The sequence below is a fragment of the Polaromonas sp. P4_F9 genome (assembly GCF_056401235.1).
Window position 1 is genome coordinate 48687 of record NZ_JBFUJT010000017.1, and the last position, 23830, is coordinate 72516.

Here is a 23830-nt window from a genome sequence, read left to right on the forward strand (position 1 = left end):
GTCTATCCAGCGCCGCGATTCAGATTTACCATGGTGCCGTGAGCTTTCATCTGACTCGAAGAAGGACTTCGCCATGCGCATGAACGACCAGGAGTACTTTCGCAGCTGCATTGCCAAGGAACGGCACCTGGCACAGCTGCTGGGCCACCAGCATATTGAAGAGTGCTATGAAAGCGCGGGCACGCTCTGGGACAACGCCCAGGCGCTGCCGCAGTGGACGCGCGACTGGGGCGCCTGCGGGCCGCTGATGACCCGCTACGGCATCACGGTGGTGTATGGCAAGGAGTCGGGGCAGACGGAGACCAGCTTTGCAACCATGGGCTCCACCGTGGTTCACTTTGCCGACCATCCCGGTCGGGACCGCGCGGTGATGTTCGGCATTGTCCGGGAGGTGGTGTTTTTGCTGGAGCACGGCAAGGTTGCCAAAGCCGCTCCAGAAACAAGCTCCTGATTCTCTTGACTTTCTCGACTTTTCACGCCTGGCCTCTTTCTCTTTTAGAGGTCGCGTGAACGGGCGGGCTCGTCCGCCGGTTCAGCCGCCGGGCGCCGGGTTTTTCATGAATTCTTCCAGCGCATCGATGGGTAGCGGCTTGCAGAACAGGTAACCCTGGTAGCTCTCGCAGCCCTGGCGGTACAGAAACTCGCGCTGCGCTTCGGTCTCGACCCCCTCGGCCATCACGCCCAGCCCCAGGCTTTGCGCCAGGCCGATGATGGTGCGTGCGATCGCTGCGTCATTCGGGTCGCGCAGTATGTCCGCCACAAAGGATTTGTCGATCTTCAGCTGGTCCAGCGGCAGGCGCTTGAGGCAGGAGAGCGAGGAATACCCCATGCCGAAATCGTCGATCGACAGGGTCACGCCCATGGCCTTGAGTTTGGCCATTTTGCCGATGGTGATGTCCATGTCATCGGCCAGCAGGCTTTCGGTCAGCTCCAGCTTGAGTTTGTGCGGGCTGACTTTCGTGTCGTTCAGGGCGGCCATGACGAGGTCGACGAATTCCGGGTGGCGGAACTGCCGCACACTCACGTTGACTGAAATGCTCAGTGCCGCCGTTTCAGGCCGCTGGGCCCAGGTGGCCAGCTGGTGGCAGGCGGTTTCCAGTACCCATTGGCCCAGCGGCAGGATCAACCCCGAATCTTCCGCTACCGGAATGAATTCCGCAGGCGACACCATGCCGCGTACCGGGTGGTTCCAGCGTAGCAGGGCTTCCGCACCCATCATGCGGCCGTCGCGCCCAACCTGTGGCTGGTAATGCAGGAGGAACTGTTTTTCGCGCAGGCCCTGGCGCAGGTCCGACTGCAGTGCTGCGCTGGCCGACACCGCCGCCTGCGTCACCGGGTCAAAAAAGCAGAGGGTGTTGCGTCCGGCGGTCTTGGCCTGGTACATGGCCAGGTCCGCCTGCTTCAGCAGGTCCCCAATGCTGTTGTGGTTCTGGTTGAACGAGGTCACGCCGATGCTGCACGTGCTGTAGTGCTGGTGGCCTGCCAGGAGGTAGGGCTCGCTGAGTGCCGCAAGAATATGCTTGCCCACCACCTGGGCCTTCGCGGCGGCCTCGCGGCGGTCGTGGCCGAGGTTCTCCAGCATGACCACAAACTCGTCCCCGCCCAGGCGCGCCACCGTGTCGGCGGTGCGCACGCACGCCGTCAGGCGCTCGGCCACCTGCTGCAGCAGCAGATCGCCTTTGTGGTGGCCCAGGGTGTCGTTGAGGGTCTTGAAGTTGTCCATGTCGATGAACATCAGCGCACCTTCGCGCGGGAGTTGCGGGGGGTGCGCCAGTGCCAGCTGCAGGCGGTCCATGAGCAACTGGCGGTTCGGCAGCTGGGTCAGCGGATCGTAAAAGGCCAGGTGCATGATTTCGCTTTCGGCCACCTTGCGCCGCGTGATGTCCCGTCCCACGGCAACCCAGTGGGTGAAAAAGACGCCCGCATCATCGGCCACCGGCACGATGTCGACTTCCATCCAGAAGTGCTTGCCATCCTTGCGGTAGGTGATCAGCTCGGCCTGCACCGGCTCACCCCGCAGGAACGCCTTGTTGATGCGGTCCAGTTCGCTGCGTTGGGTCAACGGTCCGCACAGCAGCCGGGGTGACTGGGTCAGGGCCTCGTCGCGGCCATACCCGGTATGGCGCTCGAAGGCGTTGTTGACGAAGATGATGCGCAGGCCGGGTTTGCCGGTGTGCACGGCCTCGGTGATGAGCACGATGTCGTTCAGGTGCGAGATGCTGGTTTCCAGCAGCATGAGCTGCTCGCGGGCCTTGCGCCGTTCGCTGACATCCCGAAAGTAGATCGCCACGCCGTCCGGATACGGATAGGCGCGTACTTCAAACCACCTGTCCATCGGCGCAAAGTGGGCCTCAAACTCCACCTGCTGGTTGCGTGCGACCGCGGCCCCTATCTGTTCCCCGAAGCTCGTATTGATGATGCCGGGAAACTCTTTCCAGATCCTTTTTCCCAGCAACTCCGTACCGGGCCTGCCCAGCAGCCGTTCGCCTTCGCGGCTGAGGTAGGTAAATCGCCATTCGGGATCGAGCGTGTAAAAGCCTTCCGAGATGTTTTCCAGCGTGATGCTCAGCCGCGTTGCCAGCCGGTGTGCGTCTTCCTGGGTCTGCCGCACGGTGGTGCCGATGTGCTGGCGCTCGGCATCCAGCGCGTGCCGCTGGTGGCGCAACTCCAGTTGCCCCGCCAGCAGCCCGGCCAACGTCTGCAGGCCTTCTTCCTGCTCGCGGCTCAGGCTTCGGGGCAGTGTGTCCATCACCGCCAGCAGGCCCAGCAGCGCGCCGTCTTCCCCGATCATCTGGAAGCTCCGGTAAAAACGGATGCCCGGTGCGTAGGGGGCTGGCAGCGTTGGTGCGCAGAGCGGCGTTTCCAGCGTGGCGGCACACAGCGTGACCAGGCCCTCGCGCGCTGGCGCCGCAAAGCCGGTGCCGGCGCTGAAAACAGTCTGGCCATCTTCCTGCAACACCACCATGGCAATGGGCACGCCGCACGACCGGGCGGCCAGCCGGGTGAGCCGGTCGGTTTCCCGAAAGAATGGATGCGGGGGAGGGACTGAAGCCTCATGGCGCAGCGCGGAGGCGGGCCGCCGGGATGCTGACTCAATGACGGAAAGGGACACAGACACGGGCAAACCCTGTTTTTTGACAACAAGGTGGCATCGTGGCGTATTGCGCCGCTTCTTTTGGGCCAGATTTGCAAGCGTTCACGGCAAAGCGTTGCAAAACGTTCTGTTTTTTACCGGACGGCGACCTTGTCCTACAGTGCAGTTCGCATTTGCCTCATCAAACGCCTGTCTGCCACCCGCGATGCTGAATGCACATACAGGAGGGGGTAAATGGCTGATGACGACTGAGGAACTCGACGAACTGGGACGATGCCCCGACATGACAGCGCTGCGATCGGCCCTGGACCGGCGGTGCGCCAGATTTGGTTCGGTCACCCAACTCAACATCCTGCTGGCCACGCAAGCCGGCAGGCAGCAGGCCTTGTGCTTTGTGCGAATGGCATCCCCCGAAGAAGAGCGGCGCCTGATGAGCGGCCTCGGCATTGGCCGTTTCGGTGGAGAACTGGTGGTGGTGGTCGATTTGCAGGTGCCCGACTCGCCCCCGCCAGCGATGACTCCGGATCTCTTTACCCAGAGGGCCTGAGCCTTGCAGCGCCCACGCCTTGGCCCACCCCGTGCCGCAGGAAGGTCAGGGCGTCACAGCCGTGCCGGCTTGCGGATGCCTCAGCAGCAGGCGGTCCAGCGCGTTCAGGGCTTCAAATGATTCTGAAAAATCGGCGAACAGCGCCGCGTTGTCCGGTGCGGCCGCCTGGCCGCGCCAGTCTGCGCGAAACTGATCAAAAATCTCGCCGAACGTTCTCTGGCCATCAATCAGGCGAAGGATTTGCGGCCCATATCGGCCGGGGTTGACCATCACCGACACGCCGGAGTGCTGGTGCCGGAGCAGGAAAGGCTGGCCGCGGTTGCTGCTGAAGACCTGTGCCGCGACGTCGCCGGTCAGCGGCTCATGGAAGAAAAAAGGCACGTATTCGGCATTGCCGTAAGGCGCGGTACAGCCGGCATCGCGCGTGACGTACAGCGAATGGGTGATGATGTTGCCGATCATGAGTTCGGCCATCTCATACTGCCGCCGGCGCGCCATCTTGCGCAGTTCGCCGGCCATGGCCGGTGGCTGGCTGCCCAGCACCATGTGCGGCAGGTAGGGCGAACGGCCACGCTGCACGTCGGTGAATTCGAGGTGCAGGCCGTGCCCTCCCGTGCCTGCGGCGTTGTGCCCCAGCCAGTCAAACAGTTCGCCCACCGAGTACGAACGGTCCTGCGAATGCAGCAGCAGGTCGTAAATGCCCGCGTCCCCGGCCTTGTGGTCGTGGTGCAGGTCTTCGCTGCGCTTGAACCAGTTGCTGGGCGGCAGGCTGGCCAGCAGGTCGCGGGTGTTGGCAATCTTGCGCTGGTCGTCAGCCTGCGTGCCGTTGACGAGCCGCATCAGGGCCTGCATCTGGTAGATGCCGGTGCGCCCCGCCGTGGCGTAGACCATCAGGCCGATGGCCCCCTCGGGCTTGAGCACCGCGCGCAGGGCCCCGAAGCCCAGGTCAGGGTCGGCCAGGTGATGCAGCACGCCGCTGCAGTTGATGTAGTCGAAGGGCGCCAGGCCCAGGCGGGGCAGGTTGAGCAGCGAGTCGTGCACCCACGTGATGTTGCTCAGGCCACGAATGCGCGCCCTTTCCTTTGCCAGCGCGATGCTCGCCTCGCTCATGTCCAGGTGCACGATCTGTGCGTCGGTCGCGCGCAGCTGCTCGGCCAGGAAGATCGTGGCGTCACCGGTGCCGCCGCCCGCCACCAGGGCCCTGAAACCGTTGCGGAACGACTGCTTTCCGGCAAAGCAGTAGTGGTTGATCATCGGCAGGTCTTCCAGCCAGGTCAGCACCAGGCGCTGGCGCTCGTCCTCCGGGTTGCACGGCGGGTAGGGCAGGGCTTCGTACTGGCTTCTGACCTGCGGAAGGTAGTTGTCGGGCATGGGCATTTTCCGGAAAAGGGAATGGCAAACAGAGGTATTGTCTCCGCCCGAAGAGCCGTCTTGCACGGGAACATTCTGGTCCCGCCAAGTGGCAGCGCGGAACCGGCTCCGCCGGGCCGCAGCTGCCGCCCCCTGCAAGGGGGGATCCGGCTACACGAAGTGAGCCGAGAAGGGGGTGAGCATATCCACCAGCGCGGAACCGGCTCCGCCGGGCCGCAGCTGCCGCCCCCTGCAGGGGGGGGATCCGGCCACACGGAAGTGGGCCGAGAAGGAGGTGAACTTATCCACCAGCGGAACCGGCGCCCCCGGGCCCAAGCAAGTGACGGCGTGGAACCGGCTATGCCGGGCCACAGCAGTCGCCCCCTGCAAGGGGGGATCCGGCTACACGAAGTGAGCCGAGAAGGGGGTGAACCTACCTCACCGGCAAAAACTGCAGAAAGGTGCCCCCCAGCAGGTTCTGCACATAGGTGATCACGGCGCGGCGGTATTTCTCGGTCAGCACGACCGCCAGCAGGTCCAGCCGACCGATCACCTTGCCGAACTCGCGCTCGAAGCTCAGGTTGCGCTCGCGCTCGGAGATCTCGTCGGCCAGCAGCAGCGGCTGGCCTGCGTTGTTGCGCCGGCTGGAGAGCAGCCACACCGCGATCTCGATGTTGCGGGCCGCGTTGTAGATGTACTGGGCGTCCAGCGCATCGGTCAGGTAGAAACTGGTTTTACCGCCGTGGGCGGTGATCAGCATGTCGGCACTGGCGTAAATGAAAGCCGCCACACGGTCGCCCTTGAAGTCGCCGGCCAGTGCCAGCGACAGGGCTGCGATGTCGCGTTTGCCCTGCAGCTCGGGCCAGGGGCTGCGGTTCTCCACGGCGCTGCGCAGCTGGGCCAGCGCAGCCTCGCGGCTGGCCAGGCCGGTTTTTCGCCATTCCGCGGGGTTGCGCCGGTAGAGCTTGTCGCCCAGGCGCAGCAGGCTCTCCAGGTTGTCGCGCATGCCCAGTGTGGCCATGCGGTTCACGTCGGATTGCCCCAATTCCGAGGAGGTCACGGGTGCGGACTGTGCCTCGCCGCGCGGCGCGGGCGCGGTGGAGGCGCAGCCCGCCAGCAGCAGCGCCAGCAGACCCGGCAGCAGGAAGGGAAACGGCACATGAGGGCGCAGCGTGGGCATGCGGCATTCTCGGGGACAAGCCGGAATGCCGCAAGCACCAAACGTGGCTTGCTATGGATTAAATAGCTGGCCGCGCGCGCCCGGTCAGATTGAGGAAAGGAGGCCTTGGTGGCTGCAGCAGCGTGCCCGTCTTATCGGACTTGATCGGCCTATATCAGGCCGCGCGACAGCAGCACGGTGTGGTCGACCTTGATGCACTGATCCTGCACGACCAGCAGCCCGGCCGCCTGGGCCTTGGCGGCCGCCGCCCGGTTCTCGATGCCCAACTGCATCCACACGGCTTTGGCGCCTATCGCGATGGCCTCATCGACGATGGGCGGGATGTCTTCGCTGTTGCGAAAGCAGTTCACGAGATCGATCTTTTCATGCTTGGCGGCTTCGGTCAGCGAGGGATAGGACTTCTCGCCGAGCGCTTCGGTGGCGTTGGGATTGACCGGGATGATGCGGTAGCCTTGGGCCTGCATGTAGCGCGACACGCCAAAGCTGGCGCGATGCGGCTTGGGCGACAGCCCGACCACCGCAATGGTTTGCATGTGCTTGAGAATGTGCGGAATACGCTCCGCGTGGGAAACCTGTGTCATGGCAAATACCTCGTGTGGGGGTAAGGACGCTGTGCTTGCTGGCTAACTTACCATTTTCTGACAGGCATTTCCCGCGGCGTTACCAATTCGTACAAACAGCAGGGTCACAGCTTGGCCAGTTCAGCCCGCAGCTCATCGACCGACAGCACTTCCGACAGGATGACCGGAGCGTGGCCCGGTTTGTAGATGGCATACACCGGCACGCCACTGCGGCCCAGCTGGGTCAGCGCCGCCGTCACCGCCGGGTCGCGGCGCGTCCAGTCGGCGCGCAGCAGCGCGACGTTTTTCGCATCAATGTCGGCCAGCACGGCGGTGTTGGCCAGCGTGGTTTTCTTGTTGTACTGGCAGGTGACGCACCACGCGGCGGTGAAATCCACCAGCACGCTCTGGCCTTTGGCCGTCAGCTGGTCGACGCGGCCCGGCTCCCAGGCCTGCCATCTTCCGGAGGTGGCAATGGCGGGACCTGCCGACGCCTGCAGCGGCTTCGTGATGTTTTGACCGATTGTCAGCACGCCGGCCGCAGTAAGTGCTATGGAAAACGTCGCAAACAGCGTCCGTGTCCGGCCCTGGAGGGTCAGCGACCAGAGCACCAGTGCCATCAGCACCAGCAGGGCGAGCAGCGCGCCCGCGCCGTCAATGCCGCTTTGCTGGCCCAGCACCCAGACCAGCCAGGCCACGGTGGCAAACATCGGGAAGGCCATCAGCTCGCGGAAGGTCACCATCCAGTGGCCGGGACGTGGCAACACGCGCGCCACTGCCGGCACCGCGCTGGCGGCCAGGTAGGGCAAGGCCATGCCCAGGCCGATGGCGGAAAACATGGCCAGCGCCTGCAGCGCCGGCAAGCCCACCGCGTACCCCAGCGAGGCGCCCATGAACGGCGCGGTACAGGGGGAGGCAATCGCGCTGGCGAGCACACCCGACAGGAAAGCGTTGATGGTAGGTCGCGTGGACTGCAGGCGGGTGACCCGGTCGGGCAGGAAGTGGCCAAACTCGAAGAGGCCCGCCAGGTTCAGGCCCAGCAGCGTGAACAGGGCGGCCAGTGCGGCAACCACCGCCGGGTTTTGCAGCTGAAAGCCCCAGCCCAGTTGCTCGCCCGCGGCCCGCAGGCCCAGCAGCAGGGCGCCCAGCGCCAAAAACGACAGCACCACGCCGGCGGTGTAGGCCAGGCCGGTGCTCAGGCGGGTGCCGGGGTCCTTCACATGCACAAAGCTCACCACCTTGATGGCCAGCACGGGAAACACGCAGGGCATCAGGTTAAGAATCAATCCGCCCACCAGGGCGCCGAGCAGCGCAGCCAGCAGGCTCAGGGGTGGCCCGCTGGCCTGCACCGGCGCGGCACCGGCCGAGGCATTGGCCCGGAGGGCGGCCTCGAGCGCGGGCGGCATCGCGGCGGCGACGGCGACGGCCGGCCAGGTCCCCTTGACGGGGGCTTCGATGCGGTAGGCGTTCTGGTTGAAGGCGACCACCAGCGGCAGCTGCGTGGGGCTCTCGGTACGCTGGCCGGACAGTGGCACTTGCGCCGTCCACACCGCGCCCTGCCAGGCTTGCTGCCACGGCGCCGCCGGCTCAATCACGCTGCCGGTTTCGGGGAAAAAATCGAGGGTCTTGCCCTGCAGGCCAGCCGGCAACCCGCTCAGGGCGACCTTGATGGCCTTGCCGCTGACTTCGACCTGGCTGGCGCCTGCCGGCAAGGCGGTGGGCGTGGCATCAAACGTGGCCTGGAAGGCCTTGCCGCTCAGCGCCGTGGAGCTTTTGACCGGCAGGCTCAGCGTGAACTCGCCTTCCTGCGGGATGCACTCCTTGCGGCAGACCAGCCAGGCGGCATTGAGCTTGACGTTGAGCTGCGCACCGTTGAACCCGGGCGCCACCGTGAGCGGCACGGGCAGCAGCACCGTGTTTTCGTAGCCATAGTTGGCCAGCGTGCCGACCGGGATTTTTTTCGGCGTCGGCCAGGCGATCTCGCCCGCCGTGATGCCGGCCGGCAACTGCCACGCCAGCTGCGTCGGCAGGCCGGAATCGCCGGAATTTTTCCAGTAGGTGTGCCATTCGGGCTGGTGCGTCAATTGCAGGCCCAGCCAGAACGGCTTGCCCGCCTCCACGCCCTCGGGGGCCCAGGCCAGCAGTTCGGCGCGCACCTGCTCGGTGGTCACCAGGGCGCCCGATGCAGGGCGGCCACCCTGGTTCAGGAAATTGGCCTGAAGATTCTGGGCCTGAGCCTGCGTGGCTATTACGCCAATCGCTATCAAAAAAGAAGCAAAAAATGAGACAAACAGGGAGCGCTTGAAATTCATGGTGGATGTGTGAGCAGAGGACGGCGGCATTAGTTCCGGGGGAGTTCCTGGCCTTCCCAGGTGGCCTGCTTGTCAAAACGGGTCGCCCCGCGATCAAAGAAGGGCCAAATCAAGGCAAATTCAGGGACGGCGCGGTTTTGCGTGCCTGTTGGTCTGTCCCCGGAGGGTGTTATTACAGCCATTTTGGGTGCAACTCCGATAATAGGCCCATGCCGCGCATCGTTATTGCCACCCTGAACGCCAAATACATCCACGCCTCCCTGGGTTTGCGCTACCTGCTGGCCAATATGGATGCGCATGGCGGGGCCGGCCTGCGCGCCCAGACGCAGCTGCGGGAGTTCGTCATCCAGCAGCGGCCCATGCAGATTGTCGAGGAGTTGCTGGCGCTCAACCCCGAGGTGATCGGCCTCGGCATCTATATATGGAACGTGGTCGAAACCACCCAGGTCGTGCGGCTTCTGAAAACCCTCAGGCCGGACATCAAGGTGGTGCTGGGCGGGCCCGAGGTCAGCTACGAAACGGGCGAACAGGAGATTTGCCGCCTAGCCGACCATGTGGTCACCGGCTGGGGCGATGTGAGCTTTCCCAAACTCTGCCGCGCCCTGCTGGACGGCCCGAAGCCGCTCATGAAGGTGATTGCCGGCGAGCAGCCCGCCCTCGCGGAACTGGCCTTGCCGTACGGCGAGTACACCGCTGAAGACCTGGCCAAGCGCCTGTTGTATGTGGAGGCCTCGCGCGGCTGCCCGTTCAAGTGCGAGTTCTGCCTGAGCTCGCTCGACAAGACCGCCTGGGCCTTTGACCTGGACCTGTTCATGGCCGAGATGGAGGCGCTCTACCGGCGCGGCGCGCGCAACTTCAAGTTTGTCGACCGCACCTTCAACCTGAAGGTGGAGCACTCGGTGCGCATCCTGCAGTTTTTCCTGGACCGCATGAAGGATGCGGACGGCCGGATTCAGGCCGCGCCCGATCTGTTCGTGCATTTTGAGGTGGTGCCCGACAGTCTGCCCGACCGGCTGAAAGCCCTGATCGTGCAGTTCCCCGCCGGTTCGCTGCAGTTTGAGGTCGGCATCCAGAGCTTTAACCCCGACGTGCAGCAGCGCATTTCACGCAAGCAGGACAACGCCAAAACCGCCGACAACCTGCGCTGGCTGGTGGGGCAGAGCCAGGCGCATGTGCATGCCGACCTGATTTTTGGCCTGCCCGGTGAAACGCTGGAAAGCTTTGCCCAGGGGTTTGACCGCCTGTATGAACTGGCCCCGCACGAAATCCAGTTTGGCATCTTGAAGCGCCTGCGCGGCACGCCCATTACCCGGCACACGGCCGACTTTGCCATGGCCTACGACCCGCAGACGCCCTACACGATTCTGCAGAACTCGACGATTGACTTCGCCACCATGCAGCGCATCAACCGCTTTGCACGCTACTGGGAGATGGTGGCCAACTCGGGGCGGTTTGCGCTGGGGCTCAAACTGCTGTTGGAGCCCGGTTCGGCGTTTAACCATTTCCTGGCTTTCAGCGACTGGCTCTGGCAAACCACCGGCAAGACGCACGAATTTGCGCTGGAGAAGCTGGTGGATCTGCTGTTTGAGCACCTCACCCTGACGCGCGGATTGGCGGCGGGCGAAGTGCGTGCCGCATTGATGGCGGATTACCGGGCCAGTGGGGCGCGGGGGCGGCCCCAGTGCCTGGCCGAACTGCTGAGTGCCGAGCGGCTTGCCTTGCCGGCCGTGTCCGGGAAGCTCAGGGCTGAGCGGCAAAGCCGGCATGTCAATCAGCAGGCGCATCGCGAGGAGATACAGAAGGCTGCGGCGGCGGCTTGACGGACACCGGGCACTGCGTAAGCGCGCAGTTTCAGTGTCCACCGTTCGGACTGAACCGGTCGAAGCCTTCGCTTCACCTCATGTCATCCATGTTGCAAACAAGAACGGATGGGGCTTCCGTTCGACTGATTTGCGGAGTACGCTTTCCAAGCCCCAGGTCGGCCAATGGGATAGGGATGCCGCGAGGCCGATGTGCCAAAGCCGCGACAACCCTTGTCAACGATTTCTGGAGATTGTCATGAAGTACATCCTCAGTTGGACCTTGCCGCCGGATACGTACAGCGCCGCGGTGGCGCGTTTTCTCGAGACCGGAGGCGCGCCGCCCAAGGGTGTGGAGATGTTGGGACGCTGGCACGGCATGAACGGCCAGGGCTTCGCGGTCATCGAGTCTGGTGACGCCAAGGCCCTGTACCTCTTTCAGGCGCAATGGGCCGACCTGCTCCCGATCGTGGTCACGCCCTGCGTGGAGGACGCCGACGCCGCCGCGGTGCTGGCGTCGCTGGGCAAGCGCTGAGCGCCGGTCTTTACATCGCCACCGCCGCCAAAAGCCGGTAGCGGTGGCCGTTTGGCCATCAATCCCGGCAAGGCGTCGCGTGGGACGCCGGGTGCACAAGTGTGGGTGCACCAAACGCATCCACGCCATGCGCGACAAAGATGCTCTTGGCGAGAGCAATCCCCATGGTGATAATGGCCATGATTTCCCCTTTCGGGTGAGTTGATGAAAACGAAGTTTCAGTGCAGACTAACTTGTACTCAAGTTACGTCGGAGCTAAAAGTTCGCACTTCCCCTCGTGGGACTTCGTTGCCGCCATACCCGCTCCCAACTCGCGGAAACCGTGTCGCGGCTCGGTGGAGAAGTCGTCCCGTCTTTGTCGGCTAAGGTTAAATACCTTGTCATCGGTGCCGATGGCAACCCATGTTGGGCTTACGCGTGCTATGGCCGCAAGGTAGAAAAGGCCGTTGCGCTGCGTAAGTCCGGAGTCCGAGTGCTCATCGTGCGCGAAAACGATTTCCGCGACGCCGTGGCAGACAATGCATGAGGGTTAACTCCTCGTGGCGGAGCGCGCCACCCGTCGAAATAGCCCCAAAATATGCCCATGACTTCTGCAACGCCCATCCCAGCTGCCTTGCCCCGCTTCTGGGCCGACCTCAAAAGCCCCGACTTTGCGCGGCTGGATAAAACCCGCTGCATCGCGGTGCTGCCGGTCGCGGCGATTGAGCAGCACGGCCCGCACCTGCCGCTCAATGTGGATGCGACGCTGGTGGAGGGTGTGATTGCCGCCGCGCTGCCGCAGTTGCCTGCAGACCTGCCGGTGCTGTTTTTGCCGACGCAGTCGGTCGGCTTCAGCCCCGAGCACACGCGCTTTGCGGGCACGCTCACCTTGAAAGCCGAAACCATCATCCAGCTCTGGACCGGGATCGCCGAGTCGGTGGCGGCGGCAGGCGTTAAAAAACTTGTGCTGCTCAACTCGCACGGCGGTCAGGTGGGGCTGCTGGATGTGGTGGCGCGTGACTTGCGTGCACGCCTTGGCATGCTGGTGTACAGCGTGAACTGGTTCAACCTGCCTCTGGTCAACGAACAAGGGGATTCCGTGGCAGACCTGTTCAGTGCGCAGGAGCACCGCTTCGGCATCCATGCCGGCGAGATGGAGACCTCGATGATGCTGGCCCTCAAGTCCGAGCAGGTGGATATGACGAAGGCGCAGGACTTTCATTCCACCTCGCAGGACCGGGCCGGGAAATTCAGCATCCTGGGCGATGGCCGCAGCGCCAAGCTGGCCTGGCAGATGCAGGATTACAACCCGCAGGGTGCCGTGGGCAATGCCGCTGCGGCCACTGCCGACAAAGGCCGTGCGCTGCTGGGGGCTGCAGGTCGCAGTCTGGCGCAACTGTTGGGGGAGATAGACCAGTTGCCGGCCGATACCTTGAGCACCAAGACCGCGTTCTGACGCCCGACTCGAACCGGGGCGGGCTTGTCCGCGTCTGCGTTCCTTATACGTTCCTGATATGCCCGGTGTTACGCTGATCGCATGATGAATGCTCCAACGGTCCGGGAAGGCGGTGTCGCATCAGCCCGAGGCTGGGTCACGGTTGCGCTGCTGCTGCTGGCGGCCACGCTTGTCAGCATGTTGCTCGACCAGCATGTGGCGCTCATGAGCCAGGCCATGGTCTACGTGCTGGCTGTCGTCATCGCCTCGTACAGGCTGCGCTGGATCGAATCGGTTGCTTGCGCGGTCGGTGCCGTCACCGCATTGAACTTCTTTTTTGTGCCCCCGCGCTGGACGCTGGTCGTCGAAAATCGCGAGCTCTTTATCGGGCTGGCGACCATGCTGGTGCTGGCGCTGGTCATCAGCCATCTGGCGACGCGTCTTCGGCGCGAGTCGGAGATGGCCCGCCTGAGTGAACGGCGGGCGCGCCAGTTGCAGGACTTGTCCACCGACCTGGCCAGTGCGGCGTCACCGGCGGAAGTCCTGTCGCTGGGGCGGCAGGCGCTGGCCGCTGCCTTTGCCGGGCCATGCACCCTGATATTGGCCAATGAGCAGCAGGAGACGCCCGAGGCACCCGATGGGGCCGCGCCGCCGGCCCCCGTGCTGGATGGCCTGCGCTGCTGCATGACTGAGGCTGCCGTGCTCGGGCCGGGAACCGGGCGCTGGCCGGGGCTCAATGCCTGGTACCTCCCGCTGGGTGACAAGGAGCGCACTGTTGTCGGCGCCGCCTGCGTTCGTCCCGCGCTGTCTGGCGATACGGACGGCCGGGAGCATGCGCAGGCGCTGTGTGCCTTGCTGGCGCAGTCCCTGTGGCGGCTGCGCCTCAGTGCTTCGGTCGTCGCGGCGCAGGGCGAGATGCAACGCCATCAACTGCAAAGCACCTTTCTCGCCGCGGTGTCGCACGATCTGCGCACCCCGCTGGCCGCGATCGTGGGCGCCGCATCGTCGCTGCAAACCCAGCGCGACCGGCTGCCCTTGCCGGATCAGGACCGGCTGCTCGACAGCATTGTCAATGAGGCGTCCTACCTGACCGAGGTGACGGAGAACACCCTGCAATTCGTGCGGCTGTCGAGCTCGGAGCAGGCACTTCGCCGCGATTGGGAGTCCATCGAGGAGATCGTCGGGGCCGTGCTGGCGCGCGTGCGCCAGCGTGACCCGCAGCGCCGCATCAAATCCAGAGTGGCGAGTGGCTTGCCGCTGGTCAGGGCGGACCCGGTGCTGCTCGCCCAGATGCTGGGCAACCTGCTCGATAACGCGCTGAAGTACAGCGACGGCACCATCGACCTGACGGTGGGTGTCGTGAGCGAGGCGGGTGGGGCGGGTGCGGGCGCCAACGCCAACAGCCAGGAACTGGAGATCGCGGTGAAAGACCGCGGACCCGGCGTTGCCGAGGCAGATCAGGAAGCGATTTTCGAGCCCTATGCGCGCGGTGAGCAATCCGGCCACCGGGGTGCCGGGCTGGGCCTGGCGGTGTGCCGCGCGATTGCCGCGGCCCATGGCGGGCGGCTGACGCTCAGGCGCCGCAGTGGGGGTGGCAGCTGTTTCACCGCCAGCCTGCCGATCGAGGCCCAACCTGCCGGGAAGGAGCTGCCATGACCCTGCGGGTGCTGGTCGTGGAAGACGACCGGGAAATACGGGCGCTGATGCAGTCCTCCCTTGCCGTCGAGGGTTTTGACGTCCAGACCGCGGCCTCGCTGAGCGAGGCTGGTGCGCTGCTGCGCCATGACCCGCCCGATGTCATTGTTCTCGATTTGGGGCTTCCCGATGGGGATGGCGTGGAACTGGTGCGCGAGGTGCGCCGGCATAAGTCGGTGCCCATTATCGTGGTGTCGGCCCGCCATCAGGAGGCGCAGAAGATCGCGCTGCTCGATGCAGGGGCGGATGACTACCTCACCAAGCCCTTCAGCGTCGGCGAGTTGCTGGCACGCATCCGGGTTGCCTTGCGGCACCGCGGCACGGCGCTGGCCGCGGCCGTGACGGTGCATGAGCTGGACGATCTGCGCATCGACCTGGCGGCGCATGTGGTGCAGCGCGCCGGTGAAACCCTGCATCTCACGCCCACCGAATTCAAGCTGCTGGCGCGCCTGGTGCGCAGCGCCGGCCGGGTGGTGACGCACCGGCAACTGCTGGTCGATGTCTGGGGTCCTGAATTCACCGAGCACACGCACTACCTGCGGCTGTACATGGCCCAGCTGCGCGCAAAAATCGAGCAGGACCCGGCCGAGCCGCGGCATCTGCTGACCGAGACCGGGGTGGGCTACCGGCTGGCCGACGCCTGAGGAGGGCGCTGGCCCGGCGTCATCCTTATGCGTTCCTGATGCAGGCCCGACGATAGTGCAGCCGTGTTCTTCATCGATCGCTTTCAATGAATAAAGTTTCGGAAAAACAAGGTGTGGCGGCGCTCACCCTGGGCGCCATCGGCGTGGTGTATGGCGACATCGGCACCAGCCCGCTGTACACCATGAAGGAAATCTTCAGCCCGGCCACCGGCATTCCCCTGGATGCCGTCCACCTGATCGGCGCTGTGTCCGTGATATTTTGGGGCTTGATGATGATCGTCACGCTGAAGTACGTGCTGCTGATCCTGCGTGCCAGCAACCGTGGCGAAGGCGGCATCATGGCATTGACGGCCCTGGCGGCTCATGCCGCCGGCAAGACGCCGGGGCGGCGCACCGCACTGCTGTTGACCGGGGTGCTGGGCGCGGCCCTGTTTTACGGCGACAGCGTGATCACCCCCGCCATTTCGGTGTTGAGCGCGGTCGAAGGACTGGAGGTGGTGGCGCCGGGGCTGAAATCTTATGTGCTCCCCATTTCCCTGGCGGTGCTGGTGGGGCTGTTCATGGTGCAACGCCACGGTACCGGCGTGGTGGGCAAGCTGTTCGGCCCGGTCATCGTGCTCTGGTTTGCCGTGCTGGCGTTCACGGGTGTTGTGCAGATCATGCAGCAGCCGGCCATCCTGGCGGCGCTCAACCCCTTGCGCGCCGTGGCGTTTTTGTACGCGCAGGGGTGGCACCTGTTTGTCGCGGTCGGCGCCATCGTGCTGGCCTTCACGGGCGTTGAGGCGCTGTATGCCGACATGGGGCACTTTGGCAAACGGCCCATCCAGCTCGCATGGATGGGCCTGGTGCTGCCGTCTCTGGCGCTCAATTACATGGGCCAGGGTGCGCTGCTGATGCGCGACCCTTCGGCGCTGGAGAATCCGTTTTTCCGTCTGTACCCCCAGGCCTGGCTGATTCCTGCCGTGCTGCTGGCCACCTGTGCCACGGTGATTGCTTCCCAGGCGGTGATTTCCGGCGCCTACTCCATGACCCGGCAGGCGATCCAGCTCGGCCTGCTGCCGCGCATGCAGGTGAACTACACGTCGGCCAAGGAAGCCGGGCAGATCTACATGCCCGAGGTCAACTGGATCCTGCTGGTGGCGGTGTTGCTGGCTGTGGTGGGCTTCGGCAGTTCGTCTGCACTGGCGGCCGCCTACGGCATCGCGGTGACCATGACGATGCTGATCACGACGGTGCTGACTTTTTTCGTCGTCCGCCATGGTTGGGGCTATCCGCTGCCTGTCGCGATTGCCGCCACCGGGTTTTTCCTGGCGCTGGATACCGTGCTGGTCATCGCCTGCTCGCTCAAGTTTTGGCAGGGCGGCTGGTTCCCGCTGGTGCTGGGCGTGGCCATTTTTACGGTCATGGCGACCTGGAAACGCGGACGTGAACTGCTGATCGAGAACATCCGTCAGGACGACCCGGAGCTGCTGCCCTTCATCACCAGCCTGGCGAACGACGACATGCACCGCACCCCGCGCACGGCGGTGTATGCCGTCGCCAACCCGGATACCGTGCCGCAGGCGCTGCTGCACAACCTCAAGCACAACCAGGTGATACATGAGCGCAACCTGATTCTCACCGTGGTGTTCCATGAGGTGCCCTGGATCTCTTTCGAGGAGCGCGTGCAGGTCACGCCACTGGTTCCCGGTTTCTGGAAAGTTCAGGTGAATTACGGGTTCAAGAACACGCCCGACATACCGAAGGCCCTGGAACTCTGCCGCACCCAGGGGCTGCCCCTCAATCTGTTTGAAACGTCCTACTTTCTGAGCCGTGAAACGGTCGTGCCGACCAGGGGGGCCGGCATGGCCCATTGGCGCGAAGCCCTGTTTGCCGCCATGTCACGCAATGCGGGCAGCGTGGTGGGTTTTATGCGCCTGCCCAATAACTGCGTCATTGAACTGGGAACGCGGGTGCAGATTTAGGGCCTCAAAAAACAAGGCCCCAGGCCGGGGGTAACCTGCCTGGAGCCTTGTGCTGCGGGCCTGACCGGTAAGCCCTGCCGCAGTGTGACTCAATTATCGGGTAGCCACTGCCGAATAATTTGCTGGATTTGCTGGGTTATTTCCAAAATACGGAATTTAAATTCCAAAAAGCCGGCTAAATCAGATGAATTGTCTGCCCTGGAAGATTGAGGCAAAAAGTCCTTCATGTTTTGCGGACGAAATCCCCCGCCAGCCAGCCGTCGGCTACGCGCAGGGCCTGGGTGACAGACGGAGAAGGCAGGTCACGCGGGAAGCAAAACCCTGACATTGCGCCGCGCGGGCGGCTGACAGGCAAGGCCACCCAAAAGACGGATAGTCAAAACGCCCGCTTCAGGGCCTTGCGCGGGGCGCTTTTACATCGGCGCAAGCAGGCGTCCATCTGGGGCGTCCACCTGCCGGGCAAACACCGGTTTTAAAGGAGGGCTGATTGATGCAGTCGCTGATGGTTCCTTTCCAGCGGCACGTCCGCCTGAAAGCGGTGCTGCGCGGTGCATGGGCCTGCCTGCTGCTGGGCGGTCTGGCCGCCTGTGGTGACGTGACCCGGCTGCCGCCTTCCGCAGACATGGGCGCCAACCCGACGCTGCCCAAGCCTGCGACCCGCCTGATTCCCACCGTGAACATAGCGCCGGCCAAAGGCTGGCCGGCCGGCGTGATGCCCACGCCCATGGCCGGCTTGGCCGTCACCGCCCTGGCTTCCGGCCTGGACCATCCGCGCTGGGTCTATGTGCTGCCCAATGGGGACGTGCTGGTGGCAGAAAGCAACGCACCACCCAAGCCCGAAGATGGCAAGAGCCTCAAGGGCATGATCATGAAATGGGCGATGAAGCGGGCCGGTGCCGCGGACCCTTCGGCTAACCGCATCACCTTGCTGCGCGATGCCGACGGCGACGGCCAGGCCGAGACCCGCACGGTGTTTTTGCAAAACCTGAACTCGCCGTTTGGCATGGCGCTGGTGGGCAACATGTTTTACGTGGCCAACACCGACGCGATCATCCGTTTCCCCTACGAGCCGGGCCAGACCCGCATCACGGCGCCAGGCGTCAAGGTGGTGGACCTGCCGGCCGGTCCCATCAACCACCACTGGACCAAAAACCTGATTGCCAGCCCCGATGGCAGCAAACTCTTTGTGACGGTAGGCTCCAACAGCAATGTGGGCGAACGCGGCGGCGAAGCCGAAACCGGTCGCGCTGCCATCTGGGAGGTTGACCCGCGGACTGGCAGCTACCGCGTGTTTGCCTCGGGCCTGCGCAATCCCAACGGCATGGGATGGGCCCCTGAAAGCGGCGCACTCTGGACGGTGGTGAACGAGCGCGACGAGATCGGCAGCGACCTGGTGCCCGACTATCTGACCTCGGTGCGCGACGGCGGGTTTTACGGTTGGCCCTACAGCTACTACGGCCAGCACGTGGATGAGCGGGTGCAGCCGCCCCGGCCCGACCTGGTGGCCAAAGCCATCGCACCCGATTACGCGCTGGGTTCCCACGTTGCGCCCTTGGGCCTGGTTTTCTCCAGCGGCCAGGCCATGCCGCCGCTGTTGGCCAGCGGCGCATTTGTCGGCGAGCATGGTTCCTGGAACCGCCAGCCGCACAGTGGCTACAAGGTCGTGTTCGTGCCCTTTGTGAAGGGCATGCCGGCGGGCCTTCCTGTCGATGTGTTGACCGGTTTTCTGAGCGCCGATGGCGATGCCTACGGCCGGCCCGTGGGCGTGGCCATGGACCCGCGCGGCGCGCTGCTGGTGGCCGACGATGTCGGCAATGTGATCTGGCGCGTCAGCGGCGTGCCTGTGAAGTAAGTGCCAGCAAGGAGACCTTGCTGGCAAAACAAGGCAACCAAGGCAACCAAGGCAACCAAGGCAACGTATGGCCCACGTCGCCTTCGATCGCGGTGACGGGCTGGACCGAAGCGATGCGGTTCAGGCGGGCGGCAGCACCAGGTCGGCCGTCTCCGGGCGGATCCAGCGCGGGTACTCGCGCGAGGTGTCTATGCAGCCACCCGACTGGTACACCCCCTTGGGCTCCCGCAGGCGCAGCATCAATTCCAGGATTTGCGCCGCCTGGGCCGCGTCGGCCAGCGAGTCTTGCACACGGGCTTCGACAATGCTTTCGTCGATCTTCAACTCGCCGGCTGCATCCGTGTAGGTGGCATGGCGCCAATGAAACAGCTCCAGGCATTTGGATGTCAAGGTGTAGGGCTGCTCCCGTTTCCAGAAATTGGTGAAGAGCCCGCCGCCCAGATAGAACACCCAGGAGCCCTCATAGCCCGTCACATCGGATGAGTGTGGGTCCGGGTTGCGAAACCAGAGGCGGTCGCCTGGCACGTAATACCGGGGCGGCAGCGGCGCCTCCATGGAGCCGTATTCGCGCAGGAACACGTCATGGAACTGGCCCGACATGATGGCCCGGCGCTCCCACTGCTGCTGCAGTTGGTGCAGCAGTGCCGGATTGCTGCGCTCGAGCTCCTGCGCAATCGCCAGCAGGATCACGTATTCGGTGGCCCGGTAGCACGAAAAGGAGTACAGCTTGCCCGAGTCCTCCGGTTGGGTGGCTTTCTGCAGCGCCGCAATCAGGGCGTGGCCGGGCCGCACGGTAAAGCCCCGTCCCTCGGCGTAGGTCCAGCAGTCGTGCGGCCGCTCCGCCTCGCTGGTGTGAAAGGCCAGCGCCGTCTTGCGCGCGGCCAACACGATGTTGCGGCGAATGCGCACCGCCGATGCCAGCTCGGCATGGCTGGGAAACGAAAATCCCACCGGGCTTAGCAGCATGGCCAGCAGGATTTCCCGGTCCAGGTCGTCGTTGCGCTGCCCGGTATCGAGTTGCAGGTGCTGGTTCAGGCCGGTGGTGTCCAGGCCGGGCGCCCAGCGGTCAGCCAGGTCGGCCCGCAGATGAACGCTCTGTTCAACGCCCTTGTTGTCCGGCGACGGGCGCACGGGCGCCATGTCGACGTAGCGCTGCAGGCCGAGGTGCTCCAGCTGTTCCTGCAGGCTGCGGTTGGCCGCTGCGAGCGCCTCGTTGGTTTCGGTGTGGAGGCGGATGCCGCCGGGGCGGGGTCCGGGGTCGGGTATGAGGTGGGGTGCGGGAAGGGGGTCGGCGCTCATGCTGCCGCAGAGTATCCGGGCTGGCGGCAGATTCGGCAATACCGGGAAAACACCGCATGCCAGCCGGCCTCCGCGGGCTCAGGCGTAGGTTATCCAGCTGGCGTATTCGGGCCCCTCCAGGTGCGGCAGCGTGTTGTAGGTCACCAGCATGTGGCGCTTGGGCGTGAAAGCGAATTCGGTGACGGAGCAATTGCGGATACGCAGGTTCAGCTCAATCGTCGTTTCCGGGCTGGTGCCCAGCACATGGCCCACCGCGGTTGCGATCGGTCCGCCGCTGGAGACCAGCAGCACATTGCCGTCGCAGTTTTTTCGAACGTGGTCCAGCGCGCTGGTCACGCCAGCCACAAAGTCGTTGTAGCTGGGCATGCCGCGGGGGCTGACAACGCCGGCCATCCATTGGGCCAGGCCGTCGCGCAGCAGGCGAAAGTGGCTGCGGTACATCTCGGGCGAGGTCGGTTTTTCGAGCTTGGCCGGGTGAATGGTTTCAATGACCGCATGGCTGTCGTATTCATTCAGGCCTGGCCAGAGGAGATGGGCCCCCACGCTTTTCACTGCGTGTAATGCGCTGCCCCCCGAGGGGGCCGCTGCGCCTGCGGTCTGGCAAAGCCAATCCCGCGGCCCCTGCTGGGGTGAAGAGCCCCCACGTTCGCTCACTGAATTCCGTTCGGCTCCGTCTGGTACTGCAAACTCCACGCCCATGCCCTGGCAGATGCCGGCAAGGGTCTGGATCTGGCGATTCAGGGTGCCGGTCAGTGCGGCGTCAAACGTCACGCCCCGCTGGTGGAAGTATTCCCCCAGGCGCACGCTTTGCTGGTGCCCCATCGCACTGAGCACATCGTAGTCGTCGGCGCCAAACGAGGCCTGGCCATGGCGCACAAGGTAAAGGGTTCCCATGGCAGGAATTTAGGCCAGACGGGCGCCGGAGCGTGTCCCAAGGGCGACGAGCGAGGCGGCAACTGACGGCGCTTTGGCCCGGGGGTGATACCAGGGGTGACAGGGTCCCGCCGGCGGGTCCTTGCGGATGGCGCTAGCGGCTCCCGAGCACGCTGGCCAGCGTGGCGCTGTCCACATTGCCGCCGCACAGGGTGGTGCCGACCACCTGTCCTTTGAGCTGGCCGCGCTCCTGCATGGCGGCGGCAAAGCTGGCCGCGCCGGCCCCCTCGGCGACGTTGTGCGTGTCCGCATACAGATCGCGCATGGCCTGCGCGACCTCGTCATCGGTGACCTGCACCACGTGGTCGATGTGCGGCGCCATGAGTTCAAGCGCTTCCGGGTCCGCGATACGGCAGGCCATGCCGTCGGCCAGCCGAGTTGTCACCGGCGCCTCCACCACGCGGCCTGCCGCCAGGGAATCGGCGTAGGTGGTGGCATGCGCGCTCACCACGCCGACGATGCGCAGCCGGCGCCCGAGCGCCAGCTTGGCGGCAATGGCCGAGCAGGCCCCGGAGCCCTGGCCAATCGGCACGTACACCACATCCAGCTGCGGCACGGCCCGCATGAACTCCCACCAGCTGGTAGCCACGCCGCACAGCAGGTCAGCGTGAAAGCTCGGCACCCTGTGGGCGCCGCGTTCGGCGGCCAGCCGGATGGCGAACTCGCGGCTCTCCTGGAAGTCCTGGCCCTGCTCGATCAGCGTCACGCCCAGTGAACGCATGGCTGCATTCTTTTCGAGCGAATTGCCGTGGGGAACAACGATGGTGCAGGCCACGCCATGGGCGCGGGCGGCCCAGCCTATGCTCTGGCCGTGGTTGCCCCGTGTGGCGCTGATGATCTCACGAGGGAGCATGCCGCTTTTTTTCAGCGCGTCAAAGTAGGTCAGCCCGCCGCGAAGCTTGAAGGCGCCGACGGGCGTGTGGTTCTCGTGCTTGATCCAGCAGCCGGTGCCCAGCCGCTCGCTGGACAGGCCCCAGCGGTATTGCGGCGTGGCCTGGAACTGCCGGTAGACCACGCCGGCCGCCTCTTCGATGGCGCGCAGCGAAGGAAGGTCATCGGCCCGCGGGGTGGCTGCGGGCGCGTCGTGCAGCGCGGTGCTCATGTCTTAAGCTCCGCACTACGCGCTGCGGTGCCATTCGCCTTGGGAGCGGCCCGGCGGCTCATGCCGCGGCCCGCTTCTCGGACAACAGGCGTAGCGCCAGCAAGCCCAGCACGCTACCCATCACATAACGCTGCACGCGCATCCAGCGGCGGTTGCGATTCAGGAAGCCGGCCATCCCGGCCGCGAAGCAGATGAGCACCGTGTTGACGCCGGTGCTGATGCCGATTTGCACGGCGCCCAGGCTCAGGCTTTGCAGCAGCAGTTCGCCGCGTTCCGGATGCAGGAACTGCGGGAAGAAAGACAAGTAAAACATGGCCACCTTCGGGTTGAGCAGATTGGTCATGAAGCCCATGAGGAACAGCGTGCGCGGCGGGTCATGCGGCAGTTCACGCGTTTCGAAAGGCATCGCGGCGCCGGGCCGCCCCAAGCCGCGAACGGCCCCCTCGGGGGGCAGCGCCGCGGCCTTGGCCGCAAGCGTGGGGGCGAATACAACCAATCCACCCGGCTTGACAGCCTGCCAGGCCAGCCACAGCAAATACATCGCGCCGGCCAGCTTGATGGTGTCGAAGGCCAGCGGAACGGCCAGCAACAGGGCCGTCAGACCGAATGAGGCGGCCAGCAGGTGAACCACAAAGCCCAGCACGACGCCGCCCAGCGAAATGAGCCCGGCACTGCGGCCCTGACACAGGGTGCGCGAAATGCAATAAATCATGTTCGGCCCGGGCGTGAGCACCAGCACGAGCGCAGCAAGTGCAAACCAGGCGAGTTCCTGAACAGTCAACATGGTGTTCCTTTTTCTCTTTCTCTTTACTCTTGCTACGCTTTAAATACCCCTGGACTCCAGCGTGACGACACCCCGCGGCGTTTGCAGCGTGGCGATGAGATTGGGGGAGCCCTGCACGATCTCCACACCGGTGAGTCCGATGGCCTGGTAGCCTGCGCGCAGCGCGTCGGGCCGCGGGTGGCTGGCCTGCAGCGACTGCAGCGTGACGCCCGAGGCGGCCATGTGATGCGTCGGGTGGACCGCGCCCCACTGGATCAGCGTCGGCAGCGCGCCATAGAACAGCCGCTGGCCGTCTTGGCGCACGGTGATTCTCCAGTCCAGCAAGCCCTGCGGGGTCATGCGCGAGGCTTGCAGCACCTCCCCCCGGTCCAGGCCCAGGCGGGCCAGCGCCCGCACGCCGGCCTGTGCCTGCGTCGTGCTCGCGACAAAGTGCGCCAGTTGCGGCCCGTGCTTGGCCAGCTGCAACTGCAGCTCCCGGTCATCCAGGTCAAACCAGCGCTTGGCTCCGGACGTGCGGGCACAGGGGGCGCCTGCGTGGATGGCTATGATTTCGAGGTAGGTCTGCGGATAAGCCGGCGAGGCCAGGTTGAAGAGACGGTTGTGCGTTCCCATCAGCGCATGCTCGCCGCCCGGCCCGGGCGAGATGCCCAACAAGGCTTCGCACCATTGCACGCCTTCGGCCAGGCTGGCCGCCATCACCACTAGGTGGTCGACCTGCGACACCAGGGGCTGGGGGGCATGGGCCGCGGTTTTCATGGTCTTTTCC

20 protein-coding genes are annotated in these 23830 nt (G+C 64.8%); 9 read left to right on the forward strand and 11 right to left on the reverse strand.

The genetic code is table 11. From position 1 onward, the window contains the following. The first annotated feature begins 73 nt into the window (after positions 1–73). Positions 74–451 carry an aminoacyl-tRNA synthetase gene (locus AC1DUB_RS15970; protein WP_477719149.1) on the forward strand — a complete coding sequence of 126 codons (378 nt, stop codon included), beginning with the start codon at positions 74–76 and terminating at the stop codon, positions 449–451. An 81-nt stretch (positions 452–532) separates the two neighbouring features. Here the strand turns inward: AC1DUB_RS15970 and AC1DUB_RS15975 are convergent, their stop codons facing one another. Continuing rightward, positions 533–3118 (reverse strand): EAL domain-containing protein, encoded by a 2586-nt coding sequence (locus AC1DUB_RS15975; protein ID WP_477730332.1) that lies wholly within the window; start codon positions 3116–3118, stop codon positions 533–535. A gap of 217 nt (positions 3119–3335) precedes the next feature. Between AC1DUB_RS15975 and AC1DUB_RS15980 the strand changes: the two genes are divergently transcribed. After that, the gene (locus AC1DUB_RS15980) at positions 3336–3641 is read left to right on the forward strand and encodes a hypothetical protein (RefSeq protein WP_477730333.1); all 306 of its coding nucleotides are present in this window, start codon (positions 3336–3338) and stop codon (positions 3639–3641) included. Between the two features lie 45 nt (positions 3642–3686). On the opposite strand, the gene AC1DUB_RS15985 is transcribed toward AC1DUB_RS15980, so the two are convergent. From AC1DUB_RS15985 to AC1DUB_RS16000, 4 genes are all read right to left on the reverse strand, one after another. Then, the gene (locus AC1DUB_RS15985) at positions 3687–5012 is read right to left on the reverse strand and encodes a class I SAM-dependent methyltransferase (protein WP_477730334.1); all 1326 of its coding nucleotides are present in this window, start codon (positions 5010–5012) and stop codon (positions 3687–3689) included. Between the two features lie 412 nt (positions 5013–5424). Then, complete coding sequence (locus AC1DUB_RS15990) at positions 5425–6171, reverse strand: hypothetical protein (RefSeq protein WP_477730335.1); 747 nt, start codon at positions 6169–6171, stop codon at positions 5425–5427. Positions 6172–6320: 149 nt separating this feature from the next. Next, positions 6321–6752 carry a CoA-binding protein gene (locus tag AC1DUB_RS15995; protein WP_477719144.1) on the reverse strand — a complete coding sequence of 144 codons (432 nt, stop codon included), beginning with the start codon at positions 6750–6752 and terminating at the stop codon, positions 6321–6323. Between the two features lie 104 nt (positions 6753–6856). Next, positions 6857–9043 carry a protein-disulfide reductase DsbD family protein gene (locus tag AC1DUB_RS16000; protein WP_477730336.1) on the reverse strand — a complete coding sequence of 729 codons (2187 nt, stop codon included), beginning with the start codon at positions 9041–9043 and terminating at the stop codon, positions 6857–6859. A gap of 209 nt (positions 9044–9252) precedes the next feature. On the opposite strand from AC1DUB_RS16000, the gene AC1DUB_RS16005 reads away from it, so the two are divergent. Further along, positions 9253–10863, forward strand: a complete 1611-nt coding sequence (locus tag AC1DUB_RS16005; RefSeq protein WP_477730337.1) for a B12-binding domain-containing radical SAM protein — start codon at positions 9253–9255, stop codon at positions 10861–10863. Between the two features lie 238 nt (positions 10864–11101). Continuing rightward, positions 11102–11377 carry a DUF3303 domain-containing protein gene (locus AC1DUB_RS16010; protein ID WP_477730338.1) on the forward strand — a complete coding sequence of 92 codons (276 nt, stop codon included), beginning with the start codon at positions 11102–11104 and terminating at the stop codon, positions 11375–11377. Positions 11378–11435: 58 nt separating this feature from the next. Here the strand turns inward: AC1DUB_RS16010 and AC1DUB_RS16015 are convergent, their stop codons facing one another. Next, the gene (locus tag AC1DUB_RS16015; RefSeq protein WP_477730339.1) at positions 11436–11558 is read right to left on the reverse strand and encodes a hypothetical protein; all 123 of its coding nucleotides are present in this window, start codon (positions 11556–11558) and stop codon (positions 11436–11438) included. 402 nt (positions 11559–11960) lie between these two features. On the opposite strand from AC1DUB_RS16015, the gene AC1DUB_RS16020 reads away from it, so the two are divergent. The 5 genes from AC1DUB_RS16020 (at position 11961) to AC1DUB_RS16040 (ending at position 18946) form a co-directional block, all read left to right on the forward strand. Then, positions 11961–12812 carry a creatininase family protein gene (locus tag AC1DUB_RS16020; protein ID WP_477730340.1) on the forward strand — a complete coding sequence of 284 codons (852 nt, stop codon included), beginning with the start codon at positions 11961–11963 and terminating at the stop codon, positions 12810–12812. 81 nt (positions 12813–12893) lie between these two features. Continuing rightward, a complete protein-coding gene (locus AC1DUB_RS16025; RefSeq protein ID WP_477730341.1) occupies positions 12894–14447 on the forward strand; it encodes a sensor histidine kinase in 1554 nt (517 codons plus the stop codon). Further along, positions 14444–15130 (forward strand): response regulator, encoded by a 687-nt coding sequence (locus AC1DUB_RS16030; protein ID WP_477719133.1) that lies wholly within the window; start codon positions 14444–14446, stop codon positions 15128–15130. Before AC1DUB_RS16025 ends, AC1DUB_RS16030 begins: the two co-directional genes overlap by 4 nt. 86 nt (positions 15131–15216) lie before the next feature. Continuing rightward, positions 15217–17094, forward strand: a complete 1878-nt coding sequence (locus AC1DUB_RS16035) for a potassium transporter Kup (protein ID WP_477730342.1) — start codon at positions 15217–15219, stop codon at positions 17092–17094. A 490-nt stretch (positions 17095–17584) separates the two neighbouring features. Next, a complete protein-coding gene (locus AC1DUB_RS16040) occupies positions 17585–18946 on the forward strand; it encodes a PQQ-dependent sugar dehydrogenase (protein WP_477730343.1) in 1362 nt (453 codons plus the stop codon). 120 nt (positions 18947–19066) lie between these two features. On the opposite strand, the gene AC1DUB_RS16045 is transcribed toward AC1DUB_RS16040, so the two are convergent. The 5 genes from AC1DUB_RS16045 to AC1DUB_RS16065 all read right to left on the reverse strand — a co-directional run bounded on the left by AC1DUB_RS16045 (position 19067) and on the right by AC1DUB_RS16065 (position 23820). After that, positions 19067–20245, reverse strand: coding sequence for a hypothetical protein (locus AC1DUB_RS16045; RefSeq protein WP_477730344.1), 1179 nt, complete (start codon positions 20243–20245; stop codon positions 19067–19069). 78 nt (positions 20246–20323) lie between these two features. Then, the gene (locus AC1DUB_RS16050; protein ID WP_477730345.1) at positions 20324–21139 is read right to left on the reverse strand and encodes a histidine phosphatase family protein; all 816 of its coding nucleotides are present in this window, start codon (positions 21137–21139) and stop codon (positions 20324–20326) included. 133 nt (positions 21140–21272) lie between these two features. Beyond that, on the reverse strand, positions 21273–22280 hold the full coding sequence (locus tag AC1DUB_RS16055; protein ID WP_477730346.1) for a threonine dehydratase: 1008 nt from the start codon (positions 22278–22280) through the stop codon (positions 21273–21275). Between the two features lie 58 nt (positions 22281–22338). Further along, entirely contained in the window at positions 22339–23064 is a 726-nt protein-coding gene (locus AC1DUB_RS16060) for a LysE family translocator (protein ID WP_477730347.1), read from the reverse strand. 39 nt (positions 23065–23103) lie between these two features. Next, positions 23104–23820, reverse strand: a complete 717-nt coding sequence (locus AC1DUB_RS16065; RefSeq protein ID WP_477730348.1) for a VOC family protein — start codon at positions 23818–23820, stop codon at positions 23104–23106. Positions 23821–23830: the final 10 nt, after the last annotated feature.

Bases quoted from the DNA above. Each gene is read 5' to 3' on its own strand.
- AC1DUB_RS15980 (WP_477730333.1), top strand. From the start codon at position 3,336: ATGACGACTGAGGAACTCGACGAACTGGGACGATGCCCCGACATGACA.
- AC1DUB_RS16055 (WP_477730346.1), bottom strand. From the start codon at position 22,280: ATGAGCACCGCGCTGCACGACGCGCCCGCAGCCACCCCGCGGGCCGAT.
- AC1DUB_RS16005 (WP_477730337.1), top strand. From the start codon at position 9,253: ATGCCGCGCATCGTTATTGCCACCCTGAACGCCAAATACATCCACGCC.
- AC1DUB_RS16045 (WP_477730344.1), bottom strand. From the start codon at position 20,245: ATGAGCGCCGACCCCCTTCCCGCACCCCACCTCATACCCGACCCCGGA.
- AC1DUB_RS16020 (WP_477730340.1), top strand. From the start codon at position 11,961: ATGACTTCTGCAACGCCCATCCCAGCTGCCTTGCCCCGCTTCTGGGCC.
- AC1DUB_RS16050 (WP_477730345.1), bottom strand. From the start codon at position 21,139: ATGGGAACCCTTTACCTTGTGCGCCATGGCCAGGCCTCGTTTGGCGCC.
- AC1DUB_RS16060 (WP_477730347.1), bottom strand. From the start codon at position 23,064: ATGTTGACTGTTCAGGAACTCGCCTGGTTTGCACTTGCTGCGCTCGTG.
- AC1DUB_RS16035 (WP_477730342.1), top strand. From the start codon at position 15,217: ATGAATAAAGTTTCGGAAAAACAAGGTGTGGCGGCGCTCACCCTGGGC.
- AC1DUB_RS16025 (WP_477730341.1), top strand. From the start codon at position 12,894: ATGATGAATGCTCCAACGGTCCGGGAAGGCGGTGTCGCATCAGCCCGA.
- AC1DUB_RS16000 (WP_477730336.1), bottom strand. From the start codon at position 9,043: ATGAATTTCAAGCGCTCCCTGTTTGTCTCATTTTTTGCTTCTTTTTTG.
- AC1DUB_RS16040 (WP_477730343.1), top strand. From the start codon at position 17,585: ATGCAGTCGCTGATGGTTCCTTTCCAGCGGCACGTCCGCCTGAAAGCG.
- AC1DUB_RS16030 (WP_477719133.1), top strand. From the start codon at position 14,444: ATGACCCTGCGGGTGCTGGTCGTGGAAGACGACCGGGAAATACGGGCG.
- AC1DUB_RS15970 (WP_477719149.1), top strand. From the start codon at position 74: ATGCGCATGAACGACCAGGAGTACTTTCGCAGCTGCATTGCCAAGGAA.
- AC1DUB_RS15985 (WP_477730334.1), bottom strand. From the start codon at position 5,012: ATGCCCGACAACTACCTTCCGCAGGTCAGAAGCCAGTACGAAGCCCTG.
- AC1DUB_RS16015 (WP_477730339.1), bottom strand. From the start codon at position 11,558: ATGGCCATTATCACCATGGGGATTGCTCTCGCCAAGAGCATCTTTGTC.
- AC1DUB_RS15995 (WP_477719144.1), bottom strand. From the start codon at position 6,752: ATGACACAGGTTTCCCACGCGGAGCGTATTCCGCACATTCTCAAGCAC.
- AC1DUB_RS15990 (WP_477730335.1), bottom strand. From the start codon at position 6,171: ATGCCCACGCTGCGCCCTCATGTGCCGTTTCCCTTCCTGCTGCCGGGT.
- AC1DUB_RS16065 (WP_477730348.1), bottom strand. From the start codon at position 23,820: ATGAAAACCGCGGCCCATGCCCCCCAGCCCCTGGTGTCGCAGGTCGAC.
- AC1DUB_RS16010 (WP_477730338.1), top strand. From the start codon at position 11,102: ATGAAGTACATCCTCAGTTGGACCTTGCCGCCGGATACGTACAGCGCC.